Genomic DNA, 16,084 nt, shown 5'->3' with positions numbered 1-16,084 from the left:
CACGAATGCATGAGATAGACATTGACCTCATCGAAATGACGCTCGACGTCATGAAGTATGCGATAAACCGCATCACCGATACGGATCCGCATCTCGGCAAGCCGAAGTCGGAGCGGGAACTCCGCTCGCTGGTCGGTGAGACCGTAACGCCTGCCGGAATCGGCGGCGAGAAGGCCTTCGAGCTTTTCCGTGATGTGCTTGTAAAGGCGAGTGTGCCGATCGATCATCCGCGGCATCTCGCTTTCGTTCCGGCCTCGCCAACGCGGGCGGCGATAATGTTCGACCTCGTCACCTCGGCGACCAGCGTCCACGGAGCCTTCTGGATGGAAGGCGGCGGCTGCATCTTTGCCGAAAATGAAGCGATGCGGTGGCTCGTTTCGCTGACAGGTTTGCCCGAGGGCGCCTTTGGAGTTTTCACAAGCGGCGGGACCGAGGCAAATCTATCGGCGATGGTAGCCGCCCGCGAGGCATGGCGAGAGGCGGATCCTTCGCGTAGCACGACCCGCGGGCTGATCATCAGCTCTGCGGGAGCGCATTCTTCAGTTCGTGCGATGGCGAAAGTGATCGATGCGGACGTGATGCTGATCGATACCGAAGGCCGGCTCGGGAGCGAGATGCTGGCCGAACGCATCAGCCTGCTGACGCCCGAGGAACGCTCGCGGTTCTTTGGCGTGGTCGCAACCGCCGGGACTACCAACGCCGGTATCATCGACGACCTTGAGGGCATCGGACGGATCTGTCGCGACCTCGGCGTTTGGTTTCATGTTGATGCCGCTTATGGCGGCGGAGCGCTCGCGGCCCCGTCGGTGCGGCATCTTTTCAATGGCATCGAGCTGGCGGACAGCGTCACAATCGACCCGCACAAGTGGCTCTTCTCGCCCTATGATTGCGGTGCTGTCATCTATCGCGAGCCGGAGATCGCCCGCCGTGCGCATTCGCAGGGCGGGTCGTATCTCGACATTTTTTACGACGAAGGTGCTCGCGGATTCAACCCGGCGGATTATCAGATTCAGTTGACGCGCCGCGTCCGCGGGCTTCCGCTCTGGTTCTCGCTGGCGATGCACGGGACCGACAGCTACGCCAAGGCGATCGAACGCGGCATTGAGCTTGCCCAGATCGCCGGCCGGCTGATCGACGCCGCACCGCACGTTGAGCTTGTCCGCGACCCGAGCCTTTCGTGCGTACTTTATCGCCGGCTCGGATGGCAGCCCGACGACTACAACCGCTGGACCTATAAAAACCACAGCGATGGCTTTGCCCTCGTCGCGCCGACCAAGTGGCGGTCACATGGAGTTCACGAAACCGTCGCCCGATTTTGCTTTATCAATCCCGACACGACCGAAAAGGACATCGCCGATATTCTTGATTCGATGAAGTGATAGATGTTCCGGCTATTGCCCCGGGTTTAACTTTACCCACTCAGCACGTAGCAGAAAGCTTCCGGTCGTAACGACTTGGTCGCCGACGTTAACGCCTTCAAGCACCGGATAGCGGCCGTTAGTCTCACTCCCGAGCGAGACCTGCCGCAGTTCGAAGACGTTCGGGTCGGCCGTCGCGAGGAAAACGGTCGGCCTGCCGCTCACCGTTTGCACGGCGTCGGCCGGAATTACGGGCACGGTCCGCTCGCTCTGCTGAAGTGCGCCGAAGGCGACGTTGACGAACATCCCGAGCCTGAGCACTCGATCACCGTTCGGTATCTCAACGCGGACCTTCGCCGTACGCGTTGCGGGGTCAATGGCGGGGTCGATGTAGGTCACCTGCCCGCGGAAAAGCCTATCAGGAAAGGCAGCGGTCGTGACCGACGCCCCGCTGCCGGTCCGGAGCTTTGGCAGGTCGCGTTCAAATGCCTGGGCGATGACCCAAACGGTCGAAAGATCAGTTACGCGAATGAGTTCCTTATTGGCGTCGACCACTTCGCCCGGGTTGGCCGTCCGGGTCGTGACAGTGCCCGAGACCGGTGCCGGCACTTCCATTTCCGACCGGATCTGCGAGGGCGAACGAAGCCCGTTCAGCCTCGCCTCGCTCATCCCATATAGAACAAGCCTCTGCCGTGCCGAGGCAAGTTCGCCCTCGGCGGTGCGGAGTTTATTGAGCGCCTCTTCATTCTGCGAACGCGTTTCGGGGTTTATCTCAAGCAGCCGGCCGGCACGGTCGTAGCGGTTGCGGGCCTCGGCCACTTCGGCCTCGGCCGTGCGAAGTTTCGTCGTGTCTTGCTCAAGTTCCTCACGGCTTGCACCGCCGATGGCGAGCAGGCGGGTCGTCCGCTGAAAGCGTGCCTGCATCTCGTTGAGTGCGGCCTCGGCGGCCTTCATCTGTCGTGCGGCGGCGTCAAATTCGGTTCGGCCCGGCTGATTGATTGCGACTAGCCGCTGTGTTCGCTCAAAATTTCGTCGGGCATTTTCGGCCTCGGTCAGCAGGGCGACGTAGCGCGACTGGGCATCGGCAAATTCATTGCTGAAAACCACTGCAACCGTCTGCCCTCGCGAGACCTGATCGCCGAGCTCCGGCCCGATGCTGCGAACGACTCCGCCGACGAGTGGCAGCACGGGGGTGTTGCGATAAGCATTCGGCTCGACGACGCCGGTCGCCGCGGTTAGCCCAAGCTCGGCGGCGAGCTGCTCGCCGATGGTCTCGATAACGAGGCCGGCGTTCTCACGCTGTTCGGCGCCGATCGTCAGGGTCTGGCCGGTCAATGGCTGGCTTTCGCTCGGAGCGGTCGGCAAAGAACGCGGAGCGGGCACCGCCCTGCCTGCCGCACCGTCTCCCGCGAACGCGAAATACCAGATGGCGACTGCCGCAAGCAAAACAACTACCGCTCCGCCCGCGATCGCCACGATCAGCTTTGTGTTGCGAGGTGCCGCCGCTTCCACTTCGTTGTTTTCGTTCTCGTTCATTTGCCCGTCAACTCCTCAGAATTTGTTGCTCGCAGCAGCTCGATCCGTGCCATATATGCCTCTCGTTGGGCGTCGATATATCCGCTTTCCACCTCAATATACCGCCGTAGCTCGCCGATATATTCGAGCAAGTCTCGAGCGCCAAGCTCGTACATCTGCCTTACGACCTCGAGGTTCTCGGCAGCCTGCTCGCGAACGCCGACGCGATAGATCTGCTCGGCCCGGACCGACCGGTTAAACTTCACATACGCCGCGGCGACCTCACGCCGGACGACCAGTTCGCCAAACTCCCGCCGCTTTCCTGCCGCCTCTTCTTCAAGCTTTGCCGCCGCGATCATTCCCTGCTTCCGGTCAAAAACCGGAAGATTTAGCCGCACACCGAATGTGAAGAAATTCATCCGGTTCTCGATCGGCATCAGCATTCCTTCGCTATCGAAGGCACGAAAAGGGAAGCCGGCTTCCATCCGCTGATAGCCGAGCATCAGGTCGGCATCGACGCGGCCCTCGGCACGGGCTTGTGCACCGCGTGCGGCCGCGAGTTGCTCAACCGCACGTGCTCCGGCGAGGTCCGTCCGGCGGATGAGAGCCGCGGCTACGGCATCTGCCTGCAAAGGAAGTGCGTCCGGGGCAACATCGAGCGTGCCGCGGAGCCGCATCGGCGCGTCGGGCGTAAGGCCCATCAGGTTTCGCAGATCGAGCAGGGCGATCTCGGCCGCGGCTTCTGCCTCTTCGCGCATCGCACGGATACGGTTAAGCTCGACCGCTTCGATGTTCCGCTCGAGCGGAGCCCTTCGGCCTTCTTCGACCTGTGCGGCGACGAGGTCAAAGTTCCGCTCGGCCGCGACGAGCATTTCCTCGGTAAATCGCAGCTTGAGTATCGCCGCAAGTGCCTCGCCAAATTTCGTCCGCACCTCGCCGGCAAGCTGCCGTTCGCTTTCGGCCGCGGCAAGCCGGCGGATCTCAAGTTCGCTTTCGGCTATCCGCTTGCGTGCCGCCCGGCGGCCGCCGAGCTCGAGCGGAATGCCGCCCTGGACCATATAGCTTTTATCCATGCCGGCGATCTGCCGCTCGCCGCCGAGTTCAAGGCTCGGGTTTGCACGCAAACCCGCTTGCCTCAGGAGTTGCTCGCCGGCTTCGACCTCTTTCCGCATTGCCGCAAGTTCCTGATTGCCATCGATCGCTCGGCGGACCGCTTCATCGGCGGTCATTCCGCCCTGCGGGTCGAGGTACTTTTGGACCGAGACCGACCGCGGTGGATCGATCACCACTTGAGCCGAAATGCCTGCCGCAAAGAGAAACACGAAACCGAGTCCGCCGGCGGCGATCAGGGTCAGGGCGGAAAATCGATCACGCAGTCGCATCGCGTTCGCCCTCCCTCTTTAATTGAAATACCCGCAGCCAATAAAAGATCACCGGCGTAACGATCAGCACGTGCAGCAGGCTAGAGACCATTCCGCCGAAAACCGGCGTCGCGAGCGGCCGCATCACCTCCGAGCCCGCTCCCGTGCTCCACATGATCGGCAAAAGCCCGAAGATTATCGTCGCGACCGTCATCACCTTCGGCCGCAGGCGGAGCAGAGCTCCCTCGATGACCGCTTCCATAAGCGTTTCGCGGTCGAGTTGGCCGAGTTCCTCGGTCTTTCGCCGCACGGCTTCCTCAAGGTAAACGACCATCACCACGCCCGTTTGCACCGCCGCACCAAATAGTGCAATGAACCCGACCCAGACCGCCACTGAGAAGTTGTATTGCAACATCCAGAGCAGGTAGAAACCGCCGGTCAGCGCAAACGGCACGGCGAGCATCACATGGGCCGCCTCGAGGAATGAGTTATACGTCAGGTAAAGCGTCCCGAAGATTATCAGGATCACGATCGGGATAACTATGATCAGCCGCTCGCGAGCCCGGACCTGGTTTTCATATTGCCCGCTCCAGTTAAAGTAGTAGCCCGTCGGCAATTGGACGCGTTCGCGGACAACCTTGTCTGCTTCGGCGACGAAGCCACCGAGATCGCGACCGCGGACGTTGAGCAGCACGGTCCCGCGTAGAAGCCCGTTCTCACTCTGGATCATCGCCGGCCCTTCGACCGATCTGATCTCGGCTAGAAGCGAGAGAGGTATTGCTTCGCCGCTCGGCGAGAGCACCGGTATGCGGCCGATCGCCTCGGGCGAAGAGCGATATTCCTCGCCGTAGCGGACGCGGATCGGGAAGCGGTTTCGCCCTTCGATGGTTGTCGTCAGGTTCGTTTCGCCGATGCCGCGTTCGATCACATGCTGAATGGTCGCGACCTCGATGCCGTAGCGTGCCGCGGCTGGCCGGTTGATCTCGATATCAATATACGGAGCGCCGCCGATCTGCTCGGGATAAACATCCGCCGCCCCGGGAACATCGCGGAGCACGGCGGCGATCTCCTGCCCGGTCCGTTCGATTGTGTCGAGGTCATTGCCGTAGACCTTGATGCCGATCTGCGAGCGGATGCCGGTCGCGAGCATCTCGATTCGGTTGATGATCGGCTGGGTCCAGATGTTCGTAACGCCCGGCATCCGCAGTGCGGCGTCCATCTCGGTGATCAGCTTTTCGCGGGTCATCCCCGGCCGCCATTCGCTCTCGGGCTTGAGGTGGACGACCGTTTCATTCATGTTTATCGGCGCCGGGTCGGTCGAGCTCTCGGCCCGTCCGGCCTTTCCGACCGCCCATCTCACCTCCGGAAATGAAGCAATGATTTGGTCCTGTTTGCTGAGCAGCCGCGTCGCTTCATTGAGCGAGATGCCGGGGTCCGTCACCGGCATATACATCAGGTCGCCTTCATTGAGCGGCGGCATAAATTCGCTGCCGATCTGCGTGGTAAGGAACATAGCTCCCGCAAAAAGAACGAGTGCGATGGCGATCGTCGTTAGGCGATGCTTCAACGCAGCAAGCAAAACGGGCTGATAGATCGCCCGCAGGAACCGCATTATCGGGTTCCACTCCTCGGGCCGGAGCTTTCCGCGGAGCATAAGGCCGCACAGCACCGGCACCAGCGTGATCGCCATTACGGCCGCCGCGATCATCGCAAACGACTTTGTAAACGCAAGCGGATGAAAGAGTTTGCCCTCCTGACCCGTCAGGGCAAAGACAGGTGCAAAGGCCACGATAATGATCGCCATCGAGGCAAAGATCGGCCGTCCGACCATCTTCGTCGCGTCGGTGACGATCTCCCAGACGCGTTTGCGGTCGGTGAAATCGACGCCCTCTTTCTCCAACGCCCGATAGGCATTTTCGGTAACGACGATCCCGGCGTCGACGAGGTCCGAGATCGCAATGGCAATGCCGGCGAGCGACATTATGTTCGACGTAATGCCGAACAGATACATGAAAAGGAACGAAGCGAGTGCTGCGAGCGGAAGCGGTATCGTTACGATAAAGCTCGAGCGGAAATGCGCGAGGAAGAACAGGTTGACGAGCGTTACAAGGATAAGTTCTTCGATGAGCGCGCCCTTGAGCGTATCGGCCGTCCGGTTGATGAGTTCCGTTCGGTCGTAAAAGGGCTCGATGGTTACGCCTTCGGGCAGCCCAAGTTTTATCTCCTCGATCTTTTTCTTGACGTTGTCGATCGCGACAAGAGCACTAACCCCATACCGCATGATGACCACGCCACCGACGGCCTCTTTGCCGTTCTTGTCGAGCGCGCCGGTGCGAAAGGCATTGCCGATCTTCACCTCGCCGAGGTCGCGAACGTAGATCGGCGTGCCGTTCTGTGAGCCGACGACGACCGTTTCAACATCCTCGACCGATTCGACCAACCCGACGCCGCGGACGACCGCCCATTCGCCGGCCTGCTCGACGACGTTGCCGCCGACGTTCGAGTTCGCTGTCTCAACCGCCTCGAGTACCCGCGAAAGCGGAATATTGTATGCCCGAAGTTTATTCGGATCGATATCGACCTGATATTGCCGGACGTAACCGCCGACTGTCGCGACCTCCGAGATGCCGTCGACCGAGTTGAGCTGATAGCGGACGAACCAATCCTGCAGGGTCCGGAGTTCCTGCAGGTTGTGCTTGTCTGATTCAAGCGTGTACCAAAAGACCTGTCCAAGCCCGCTAGCGTCCGGCCCGAGCGTCGGCGTAACTCCGGCGGGAAGCTGCGCGGCGACCAGATTGAGCCTTTCAAGAATGCGCGTCCGCGCCCAGTAAAGCTCAACATCGTCCTCGAAGATGATGTTGATCATCGAGAAGCTAAACGCCGAACTCGCCCTTACGGTCCGGACGCCCGGCAGCCCCTGCAGATTGGAGACCAGCGGATAGGTTACCTGGTCTTCCACCTCCTGCGGCGAGCGGCCGGGCCAGTCCGTAAAGACGATGACCTGGTTATCGGAAACATCGGGAATGGCATCGATCGGCGTGTTGAGCAGCGCATAGAAGCCCGCCCCCGCAAGTGCCAGGTAAAGGGCGATCACGATAACGCGATTCTTAATGGACCACTCGATCAGCCAATTGATCATCGATGCCTTCCTCTGCTTCTCCGTGCGTTACTGTGCGACTATCGGCAAGTTTGCCGTGCCGCTTCCGGCCGGGCCTTCATACTTGATCTGTGCCTGCCATTCGCCGCCCATTTCAAGATCGGTCTTGCCGGCATAAACGCCGGGCGTCGAGGTCGTCGTAAAGGTCGCCGGGTTGTTCATAACGGCCATTGTGCCCATCGCCGGCATGTGGAAGTTAAGCGAGACCGAGCCGACATCGACCGGCTTGCCGCCGGCATCAGTAAACGTCAGCGTAAAGTCCTGCTTGCCCTTGCGGAGCACGCCGTCCTTGCTGGCGAGCGTCGCGGTCAGGTTGTTGCCGGCCGGGCCGCTCTTAACGGTCTTGCCGCCCGCGGCCGCATCTCCGCCGCTCGATGAACCGCCGCAGGCGGCCGCAAACACGGCAAACGCCGCGATGATCAAAAATACAGTTGTCTTCTTCATAGGTCTTCTCCTTTTGATTTGTTCTGGCTTAAATGCAATTGCGGCCCCGCGATCGCGGGCACACGCGAAAAACCGCCGGGGCTCGAGGCACACGAATGCGCTCAAAGCCCAACGGCGGCCGTTGAAAAAAATTAGATCAGGAAGGAATTATGCTGTAGGAAAAGGTCCGGCGGCCGCGGAAGTTGCGGCGTTGCGATAAGGCGTTCTGCTCCGGGCGGTGGTGCGTGTTCGACAATCCGAACCGGCGTGAAGGGAACGAATGGCTCGGCCACGACAAGCTTAGCGACAGGGAGCTTCACCTGCGCATCGGCATTTGCACGATGCACATTGACGAAACCTTCGTCGCCGCAAAGCTCTTCGCAGCAGGGCTGGGCGCTCATCGCGGTGCCCTGAACCTTCTCGCGTTTGCAGCAGCTTGAGACCGAATCGCCGCCCATCTCAACACAATGACAAACGCCCGCCCAGATGTTGCCGGCGATGGTCAGTACGAAGATGATGGCTGCAAATCGTCGCTTCATAGCTCCAACTTTGAAATATGAACTTGCCAGATGCTTCTTGTCAAGCATCTTTTCAATAATACACGCGAAGGCCAAAACTATTTCCTATCGTCTTTCGGCACAGATAAAGAAGAAAGCGAACGAAAGCCCGCCTCCGAGTTCCGAATTCATCGCAATCTGAGAGGTCCGCCCATTATCCGGCTTTCTCAAACCGAAGGATGGTCGTCCGGCCGTTTGCCGAGGTCACATCGAGCCCGTCTTCCTCGCCCGACTCTGAGAATTTGAATTGGATCGCCTTGACGTCCTCGATGCTGCGGGTCATGTCGCCGACCATCAACTGGACAGCCGGCCTCTCGTCCTTGGTGTCAATATCGGCACCGACAAAAGGCAGGCCGGACTCGAGCCAGTAGTCATTTCCGTTCTCGAAAACGCCGAGCCGCGTCGGCCGCCCTTCAAACTTCTCACTAAAAAACTTCAAAAAATCTGCCCATTCGTGTTTTTGTGCTGCTTTTGTCATTTCAATTACCTCCGGGCAATGCCCGAGCTGCGAAATTTCTCGCACCTTAGGAAAATTCCACGCACATCTCGTCCGCTAACACGCCGTTCCCGCATTCGGGTTCGGGAACATATCCGACTCATCCTCGCCCCGCCGCGGGTTGAGACATGCAAAATCCTTTTCGATCAGCACCCTCAATTCGGCACCATCGCCGACCATCTTTGTAAACTCGATCGAGACCTCGTCGCCCGCCGCCCATTGGACCGCCGCCGTCCGCGGAAGGCTAACAACCACGCGGTTACCCCCAAACCGTGCGTCGGCTTCAGAGGCTTCATCGGAGCATTCGATCCCGTAAGCAAGAACCGCTTCCGCTCCGGGGCCGAACGCCACGGATTCCTCGACCGCCGTGCACGAGGCGAGTGCTTCAACCTCGGGCCGGGTAAGCCGTATGCGGATCGAATTGTGCCTTAAACGCAGTTTCACAAAATGCATTGTCTCAAATTCCGTTCCGCTTTTGTGGACAGGTCTTTGCAGATCGTATCTTCGGAAGCCGAATTTTATAGAAAATCGGCACTTCGAAATGAAGGAACAGCGACAACGATCAGGGGCAAATGCGAGCGATGCGGCCGCGAACACGGCTCTCGATGCCGTATTTCAGATCCGCGGGGTGACGAAGGTCTATCACATGGGCGAGGTCGAGGTCCACGCCTTGAAGGGCGTCGATCTTGAGCTTTACCGTGGCGAGTTGGTCGTTCTCCTCGGTGCCTCGGGAAGCGGAAAATCGACCCTGCTCAACATCATCGGCGGGCTCGATACGCCGACCGAAGGCACGGTGGTTTACCAGGACCACATCCTAACCTCGGCCGATGAATCTGAGCTTACGCGCTTTCGCCGGGAGCACGTCGGCTTTGTCTTTCAGTTCTATAACCTCATCCCGAGCCTGACCGCGCTCGAGAACGTCCAGTTGATAACCGAGATCGCCGAAAGCCCGATCTCGGCCGAAGAGGCGCTCGAAATGGTCGGGCTCTCTGAGCGGATCGATCATTTTCCGGCACAGCTTTCCGGCGGCGAGCAGCAGCGTGTGGCTATCGCCCGTGCCGTTGCCAAGCAGCCCGATGTTCTGCTTTGCGATGAGCCAACGGGGGCTCTGGATGTGACGACCGGGAAGCTTGTTCTCAAGGTGATCGAGAAGGTGAACCGGGAACTCGGAACGACGACCGCGATCATCACACACAATGCGGCGATCGCGGCGATGGCCGACCGCGTTATCCACATCGGTAGCGGACGGATCACCGAGATCATTCGTAATGCCGAAAAGATAAGTCCCGATTCTATGGTCTGGTAGCGATGAAGCCGCTAAACAAAAAGATGGTCCGCGACCTCTGGCACCTGCGGGGCCAGGTGCTGGCGACGATGCTTGTCGTTGCCTGCGGCGTGGCGTCTTTTGTGGCGATGAAAAGCACCTACGAGTCGCTCGTCGAAAGCCGCGACAATTACTATTCGCATTACCGTTTTGCGGATGTCTTCGCCGGGCTCAAGCGAGCTCCGCGTTCGGCTGCGGCCGAGATAAGGGCGATCCCCGGCGTTGCCGAGGTCGAGGCTCGCGTCGTGGCAAAGGTTACACTCGACCTGCCCGATCTTCCCGAGCCCGCCCAAGGCCGCCTTGTCTCGGTGCCGGAAACAGAAGCCGGCCATCTCAATTCGCTCTTTCTTCTCCGCGGCCGTTTGCTCGAGCCCGGCGATCGGGACGAAGTTGTCATCAGCGGAGCCTTTGCCGATGCCAACCGGCTTCAGCCCGGCGATCAGGTCAGCGCCGTGCTCAACGGCAGGCTGCGGCGGCTGCGGGTCGTCGGCATTGCGCTTTCGCCCGAGTACATCTATGAGATCCGGCCCGGCGACATCTTTCCGGATAACCGCCGGTTCGGCATTCTCTGGATGAACGAACAAGCGGTCGCGAGCGTTTTCCAGATGGAGAATGCCTTCAATGACGTTGTCTTGACGCTCGCTCCCGGTGCCGGCGAGGCCGACGTTATCGAAAAGCTCGACCGGATCCTCGAACCATATGGAGGATTCGGCGCCTATGGCCGCAGCGACCAACTCTCGCACCGCTTTGTCGCGAATGAACTCTCTGAGCTCCAAGTCTTCGGCACCGTCATACCGGTCATCTTTCTCGGCGTGACAGCGTTTCTGCTCCACCTTGTTCTGACGCGGCTCGTTAATGTCGAGCGCGAACAGATCGGACTCCTCAAATCCTTCGGCTATTCGAACGCGGACATTGGCCTGCATTATCTTCAGCTCGCCGTTCTGGCGATCTTTGGCGGCATCGTCATCGGCATCGGGCTCGGTTGGTGGACGGGCCGTGGAATGGCAAGGCTTTACGGCGAGTTCTTTCATTTTCCGATCCTCGATTTCAGCATCTCGCTCCCGGTCGTCGTCTGGTCTTTCGTTATCAGCATCGGGTCTGCGGCCATTGGTGCTACTGCGGCCGTCCGCGATGCGGTCTCGCTCCCACCCGCCGAGGCTATGCGGCCGGAGCCGCCCGCGAACTTTCACGCCGGCTTCATCGAATCGACAGGCTTCCAGCAAATGCTCTCGACCGAGTCGCGGATCGCTGCCCGCAATCTTGCCCGCCGGCCGGTGAAGGCCCTTCTTTCTGCCTTCGGCATTTCGCTTTCGATCGCTCTGCTATTCATTGGGTTCTATTTTTTCGATGCCATCGACCGGATCGTGATGGTCCAGTTCGATCTTGTTCAGAGGGAGGACGTCGAGGTCGGTTTCAACGAGCCGCGGCCGGGCCGTGCGGCACTCGAACTTGCTGGGCTTCCAGGCGTCCGGCGGGTCGAGCCCTACCGGGTCGTTTCGGCCAGGCTTCGTTTCGCCAGCCGCTCGCGGCGCGTCGGGCTGATCGGGCTCAGCTCGGACGGAGAACTCCGCCGCATCGTCAATGACGACCTGCGGATAGTCAACCTGCCGCCCGAGGGGATCGTCCTCGGCAGCACGTTAGCCGAATCGCTCGGGGTCGCAAAGGGCGATATCGTTACGGTCGAAGTGACCGAGGGCTCGCGGCCGGTCCGCGAAGTGGCCATCGCCGATGTGCCGCGGGAGTTGCTTGGGCTGAGTGCCTATATGGACATTCGGGCCTTGAACCGATTAATGATGGAAGGCGAGACGGTCTCGGGCGCCTTCATGAGCGTAGATGAGGACGCAAGAACAGAGCTTTACTCCAGGCTCAAACGCACGCCGGCGGTCTCGGGCGTTGGCCTGCCGAAGGCCGCACTCGAAAGTTTCAACGATACTATGGCAAAGACGATGGGCACAATGACGTGGTTCCTGATCGGCTTTGCTTGTGTCATCGCATTCGGCGTTGTCTATAACGGAGCCCGCATCGCACTCGCCGAACGCGGCCGCGAACTATCGTCGCTGCGGGTGCTTGGGTTCACAAATCGCGAGATATCCAAAATGCTTCTCGGGGAACAGGCCGCGCTGACGCTGCTTGCGATCCCGATGGGTTGGTTTCTGGGTTTCGTGACTTCGTGGCTGGTCACGAGGGTCGTCGATGCTGAGATCGTCCGGTTGCCGGTCGTCATTTCGGCAGAGACGTTCATCTACTCGGCCGGCATCGTCGTCATCGCAGCCGCCGTCTCAGGAATGATCGTTGCAAGAAGGATCAGGCATATGGACCTGATCGCTGTGCTTAAAACGCGGGAGTAAAGTCATGAAGTTACCAAAGAATCGCTATCTTTATATCGGAGGCGGCCTCGTGCTCGTTCTCATTCTGGGCTATTTCATGTTCTTCCGATCCGATGCGGTCCTGGTCGAGGCCGGAAGCGTCACCCGCGGCGAGCTTATCTCATCAATTGACGCCGAGGGCCGAACCCGTTACCACGAACGGTTCGTGGTCACCGCACCGGTCTCCGGCAAGATGTACCGCATTCAGCTCCATGAGGGCGACCGTGTCCCAAAGGGCTATGTCCTGACGCGCATCGATCCGGCACCGCCGCGGCCGCTCGACCCGAGCCGGGTGCCCGAACCGAAAGTGTTCCCATTCGCCTATAACGTCTATGTGCCGGCGGACGGCATCCTGACCAAGATCTTCGCCACAAGCGAGGGCATCGTTCAGGCCGGTGCGCCGATCGCCGAGGTGAGCAAGCCATCGCAGATCGAGGTCGTCGCCGACCTTCTCTCGGCGGATGCGACGCTCGTCCGGCCCAATATGCAGGTCCTCATCTCGAACCGGGCAGACGATGCCCAACTTAAAGCAAAGGTCCGAAACGTCGAGCCGCAAGCATTTACAAAGGTCTCTTCGCTGGGCGTTGAGGAACAGCGAGTCAATGTCATCGCCGATTTTGTCGATCCGCCCGAAAGGCTCGGGGATAACTATCGCGTTGATGTCCGGATCATCGTCTGGGAAGGGAAGGACGTTCTGCGCGTGCCCGCAAGCGCTCTTTTCCGCCGCGGCGAGGAATGGCAGGTCTTTGTTATCGAGGGCTCAAAGGCAAGAACGAAGACCATTGAGATCGGCCATCGGTCGCCGTCGTTTGTCGAGATTCGCGGCGGGCTTGCCGAGGGAGAACCGGTGATCCTCCATCCGCCCAACAGCGTCGCGGAGGGAACGAGGGTCAGCCGGACAAATTAGATTGCCGGCATCGAGCGGCGATTCCGGGACGGCATTGCAAATGAATCTGTTCCAACATAAACTACCTGTGATTATAGAGGTCTGAGAAGCCTGATGATATCTGCGATCGATCCAAAAGTGACCGAAAAGCCGCTTGCGCGTTGCACCGAGTGCGACCGCGAGGTGACGCACTACAACACATTTCTATCGCCGACGAACGACCGGACCGTTGTCTGCTGGGAGTGCCTCTCTCGTGAAGAGAAGGGGTTCTTTGCGCATCGCGGCTATACCCGCGGTGCCCGGACCGGCGTCATCCCTCGTTGATCCTCATCGCTCCGACCGCAATGGCAATACGCAAGATAACTGAATATCCCGAGGCCGTTCTCGGGCAGATGGGAAAGCCCGTCGAGAAATTTGATGCCGAGCTCGAAGCGCTCTGCGAGGATATGTTCGAGACGATGTACGCGGCCGAAGGCGTCGGGCTCGCCGCTCCGCAGATCGGGCTCAACCTCCGGCTTTTTGTGATGGACTGCGACGGTATAAAGCTGATCGCGGCCAATCCGGAGATCGTTCACACCGAGGGCGAACAGACCGGACAGGAAGGCTGCCTTTCGGTCGGCAAAGTGCCGGCGGTCGTTACGCGGCCGATGAAGGCACGGCTCCGGGCACAGGACACGAAGGGCGAGTGGTTTGAAAGCGAGGCCGAAGGCTACGCCGCCCGTGCATTTCTCCACGAGACCGACCACTGCAACGGCAAGCTATTCATCGACCACCTTCCGAAAATGCGTCGCGACATGGTCGTAAAGCGTTTCCGCAAAGAACAAAGCTGGCGTTAGTTTCCGACTACTTCAGCCCGCTGAGGATCTCATCGACATCATCCGCTTTTTCCTTGTCGGCAAGGATATTCCGCAGGATCATCATCCGGGCGAGCACACGCGTCTCGGGGCGGTCAAATTTATCGGCCGCGGCCTTTGTCCGCGCAAGGTCTGCATCGACTAGCAGCCCGATGGTCGCCTCGGCGATGTTGAGTTCATTTGAAAGCCCGCGGATCATTCCGCCGCCGAAGGCACCGAGCTGTATCTCGCTATCGACGATCATCTGCTCCGTCACATCAATGAATTCGCCGACCCGGACGAATGCCCCGATCACCTCATTTGCCCGGTAGATCGTGTCATCGAGCATCATAAAGGCACGGTCGGGCTCGGCCGAGGCATAGCCGGAAATGATCATCCAGGTTGCGAGAAAGTCCTGATAATTTCGCGGATCGGGCCGGACGAGCGATTCGGCCTCGCGCATAATCTCCGCAGTGAGTGCGACATCGCCGGCTTGCTTGACCGACGTCGCAAGAGCGCTCAGGGCCATGATCTTCTTTTCGCGGCCCGGCGTTTTCATTATTATCTCGCGGGAGCGGGCGACGATGCGGTCGCGTTCCTCTTTCGGCAATTCCTTTTTGCCGAGGCCACCGATGTCTTCCATCAACTTGCGCTCGGCTTCTTCGCGTGCCTCGCGTTCACGTTCAGCGGCTTCCCAATCCGGATTCGGTGTGCTGCTTACGCCTATATTCGCAGTCGTGTTAGCGGCGTTTGCCATCGCGTTCGATGTCCCAATGTTTCGCCCACTAGAACGTCCCGCCGGGCCCATTTTGAACTTGGCCCGAACCTGCGCCGCACGTGCCGGGCTGTATTTATCTATGATCGATATATAGCTGATCCCGGCGCCCATCTCCGGGTCGCCCTCCAGCATCGCCCGGCCCATTATGTCCGCAAGCTCGCGAAGCTCCTGCTGTGTGTAGAGCGGCTTTCGGTTTGCGGCGTTGCCCCGCTCCGGCATCAATTCGTCCGACAGCCCTACAAGGCTTGCGACCACATAGATCTCCAGCTTCTCCGGCCCGTCGTTTTTGATCTTTGAAAGAAAAACGCCGGCCAGTTCGACGCCCTTGTCCGCGTCTTTATCGTAAACCTGACGCAAAAGCCCGATGTGCAGATAGTTGAGCCGCCCCTTGAGCGTATTCTTCGCCAGTTGGACCGCCCGGTCAAGATCCTTCTTGGCGACGCTCTGCAGCAACTGCACCTCGAAATAACCGTCGTTCGAGGTCATCTCTGCGAGTCGCGGGTTTGTGATGCCCGCTATCGCGTCGTAATAAAAGCTCAGGGCAAGCTCGGGCTCGTGTTCGGCAAGGCTCATCGCTATCGCCTGCCTAACGGCCATCGCCGAGCGAAACTTCGTAGCCGCGCGTAACGCATCGGTCGGTTCGTTGAACATTCCCGGTCCGGGGCCGAGATCGCGCAGGTCAGCATCTGCGGCCGCCTGGGCCATGTTCATCTGAGTATCGATCTGGGCGATCAGGTTCTTGAAATCCATTACCACCGAGCCATACATCGCCCGTGCCTGGTCGCGGTCGTGCATCCACATTAGCGAGGCAAGCTCGGCCATAAAGCTGATCCGGTTCTCGGCCGTGCGGAGATTGGCGACCGAAGAGGTCGTTTCGCGTAGCATCGCAACGGCTTTCGCCTTCACTTCCTCGGCCTTTTTCTTTTTCTCATCCTCCGGATTTTGCGGAAAGGCGACCGCCGCGAAAAGCATTAGTGTGCACGCAAGTTTGATTGGCCTCATAGAAAACCTCGAACAGAAGTTCCGAACA

Annotated in this window: 14 protein-coding genes; 6 read left to right on the top strand and 8 right to left on the bottom strand. The window is 59.7% G+C overall.

The window, feature by feature from the left end:
* Positions 1 to 5: 5 nt before the first annotated feature.
* On the top strand, positions 6 to 1,379 hold the full coding sequence (locus IPM21_03710; protein ID MBK9163007.1) for an aminotransferase class V-fold PLP-dependent enzyme: 1,374 nt from the start codon (positions 6 to 8) through the stop codon (positions 1,377 to 1,379).
* 12 nt (positions 1,380 to 1,391) lie between these two features.
* On the opposite strand, the gene IPM21_03705 is transcribed toward IPM21_03710, so the two are convergent.
* The 7 genes from IPM21_03705 to IPM21_03675 all read right to left on the bottom strand — a co-directional run bounded on the left by IPM21_03705 (position 1,392) and on the right by IPM21_03675 (position 9,320).
* Positions 1,392 to 2,894 (bottom strand): efflux RND transporter periplasmic adaptor subunit, encoded by a 1,503-nt coding sequence (locus IPM21_03705; protein MBK9163006.1) that lies wholly within the window; start codon positions 2,892 to 2,894, stop codon positions 1,392 to 1,394.
* Complete coding sequence (locus tag IPM21_03700) at positions 2,891 to 4,255, bottom strand: TolC family protein (GenBank protein ID MBK9163005.1); 1,365 nt, start codon at positions 4,253 to 4,255, stop codon at positions 2,891 to 2,893. Before IPM21_03700 ends, IPM21_03705 begins: the two co-directional genes overlap by 4 nt.
* Positions 4,242 to 7,373 (bottom strand): efflux RND transporter permease subunit, encoded by a 3,132-nt coding sequence (locus tag IPM21_03695; GenBank protein ID MBK9163004.1) that lies wholly within the window; start codon positions 7,371 to 7,373, stop codon positions 4,242 to 4,244. Before IPM21_03695 ends, IPM21_03700 begins: the two co-directional genes overlap by 14 nt.
* A 27-nt stretch (positions 7,374 to 7,400) precedes the next feature.
* A complete protein-coding gene (locus IPM21_03690) occupies positions 7,401 to 7,835 on the bottom strand; it encodes a FixH family protein (GenBank protein MBK9163003.1) in 435 nt (144 codons plus the stop codon).
* Between the two features lie 131 nt (positions 7,836 to 7,966).
* Positions 7,967 to 8,401 carry a hypothetical protein gene (locus IPM21_03685; protein MBK9163002.1) on the bottom strand — a complete coding sequence of 145 codons (435 nt, stop codon included), beginning with the start codon at positions 8,399 to 8,401 and terminating at the stop codon, positions 7,967 to 7,969.
* A gap of 124 nt (positions 8,402 to 8,525) precedes the next feature.
* The gene (locus tag IPM21_03680) at positions 8,526 to 8,849 is read right to left on the bottom strand and encodes a DUF5335 family protein (GenBank protein ID MBK9163001.1); all 324 of its coding nucleotides are present in this window, start codon (positions 8,847 to 8,849) and stop codon (positions 8,526 to 8,528) included.
* A 75-nt stretch (positions 8,850 to 8,924) separates the two neighbouring features.
* Positions 8,925 to 9,320: a hypothetical protein gene (locus IPM21_03675; protein ID MBK9163000.1), complete on the bottom strand. Its 396-nt coding sequence runs from the start codon at positions 9,318 to 9,320 to the stop codon at positions 8,925 to 8,927.
* Positions 9,321 to 9,408: 88 nt separating this feature from the next.
* Here IPM21_03675 and IPM21_03670 point away from each other — a divergent pair, with 88 nt between their 5' ends.
* The 5 genes from IPM21_03670 (at position 9,409) to def (ending at position 14,279) form a co-directional block, all read left to right on the top strand.
* A complete protein-coding gene (locus IPM21_03670; GenBank protein ID MBK9162999.1) occupies positions 9,409 to 10,173 on the top strand; it encodes an ABC transporter ATP-binding protein in 765 nt (254 codons plus the stop codon).
* 2 nt (positions 10,174 to 10,175) lie between these two features.
* Entirely contained in the window at positions 10,176 to 12,539 is a 2,364-nt protein-coding gene (locus IPM21_03665) for an ABC transporter permease (GenBank protein MBK9162998.1), read from the top strand.
* Between the two features lie 4 nt (positions 12,540 to 12,543).
* Positions 12,544 to 13,464 (top strand): HlyD family efflux transporter periplasmic adaptor subunit, encoded by a 921-nt coding sequence (locus tag IPM21_03660; protein MBK9162997.1) that lies wholly within the window; start codon positions 12,544 to 12,546, stop codon positions 13,462 to 13,464.
* 93 nt (positions 13,465 to 13,557) lie between these two features.
* The gene (locus tag IPM21_03655) at positions 13,558 to 13,767 is read left to right on the top strand and encodes a hypothetical protein (protein ID MBK9162996.1); all 210 of its coding nucleotides are present in this window, start codon (positions 13,558 to 13,560) and stop codon (positions 13,765 to 13,767) included.
* Between the two features lie 20 nt (positions 13,768 to 13,787).
* Entirely contained in the window at positions 13,788 to 14,279 is a 492-nt protein-coding gene (def, locus tag IPM21_03650; GenBank protein ID MBK9162995.1) for a peptide deformylase, read from the top strand.
* A 7-nt stretch (positions 14,280 to 14,286) separates the two neighbouring features.
* Here def and IPM21_03645 read toward each other — a convergent pair whose 3' ends face one another.
* The gene (locus IPM21_03645) at positions 14,287 to 16,056 is read right to left on the bottom strand and encodes a hypothetical protein (GenBank protein ID MBK9162994.1); all 1,770 of its coding nucleotides are present in this window, start codon (positions 16,054 to 16,056) and stop codon (positions 14,287 to 14,289) included.
* Positions 16,057 to 16,084 lie beyond the last annotated feature (28 nt).

The sequence above is a fragment of the Acidobacteriota bacterium genome (assembly GCA_016716435.1).
Classification (GTDB): domain Bacteria; phylum Acidobacteriota; class Blastocatellia; order Pyrinomonadales; family Pyrinomonadaceae; genus OLB17.
The sequence above is the reverse complement of the archived record's forward strand: the minus strand, read 5'-3'. Positions and strand labels throughout refer to the sequence as shown.

What these genes read in the sequence shown, in the direction of transcription:
- IPM21_03710 (MBK9163007.1), top strand. Translation starts at nt 6, where the DNA reads ATGCATGAGATAGACATTGACCTCATCGAAATGACGCTCGACGTCATG.
- IPM21_03705 (MBK9163006.1), bottom strand. Translation starts at nt 2,894, where the DNA reads ATGAACGAGAACGAAAACAACGAAGTGGAAGCGGCGGCACCTCGCAAC.
- IPM21_03700 (MBK9163005.1), bottom strand. Translation starts at nt 4,255, where the DNA reads ATGCGACTGCGTGATCGATTTTCCGCCCTGACCCTGATCGCCGCCGGC.
- IPM21_03695 (MBK9163004.1), bottom strand. Translation starts at nt 7,373, where the DNA reads ATGATCAATTGGCTGATCGAGTGGTCCATTAAGAATCGCGTTATCGTG.
- IPM21_03690 (MBK9163003.1), bottom strand. Translation starts at nt 7,835, where the DNA reads ATGAAGAAGACAACTGTATTTTTGATCATCGCGGCGTTTGCCGTGTTT.
- IPM21_03685 (MBK9163002.1), bottom strand. Translation starts at nt 8,401, where the DNA reads ATGCTTGACAAGAAGCATCTGGCAAGTTCATATTTCAAAGTTGGAGCT.
- IPM21_03680 (MBK9163001.1), bottom strand. Translation starts at nt 8,849, where the DNA reads ATGACAAAAGCAGCACAAAAACACGAATGGGCAGATTTTTTGAAGTTT.
- IPM21_03675 (MBK9163000.1), bottom strand. Translation starts at nt 9,320, where the DNA reads ATGCATTTTGTGAAACTGCGTTTAAGGCACAATTCGATCCGCATACGG.
- IPM21_03670 (MBK9162999.1), top strand. Translation starts at nt 9,409, where the DNA reads ATGAAGGAACAGCGACAACGATCAGGGGCAAATGCGAGCGATGCGGCC.
- IPM21_03665 (MBK9162998.1), top strand. Translation starts at nt 10,176, where the DNA reads ATGAAGCCGCTAAACAAAAAGATGGTCCGCGACCTCTGGCACCTGCGG.
- IPM21_03660 (MBK9162997.1), top strand. Translation starts at nt 12,544, where the DNA reads ATGAAGTTACCAAAGAATCGCTATCTTTATATCGGAGGCGGCCTCGTG.
- IPM21_03655 (MBK9162996.1), top strand. Translation starts at nt 13,558, where the DNA reads ATGATATCTGCGATCGATCCAAAAGTGACCGAAAAGCCGCTTGCGCGT.
- def (MBK9162995.1), top strand. Translation starts at nt 13,788, where the DNA reads ATGGCAATACGCAAGATAACTGAATATCCCGAGGCCGTTCTCGGGCAG.
- IPM21_03645 (MBK9162994.1), bottom strand. Translation starts at nt 16,056, where the DNA reads ATGAGGCCAATCAAACTTGCGTGCACACTAATGCTTTTCGCGGCGGTC.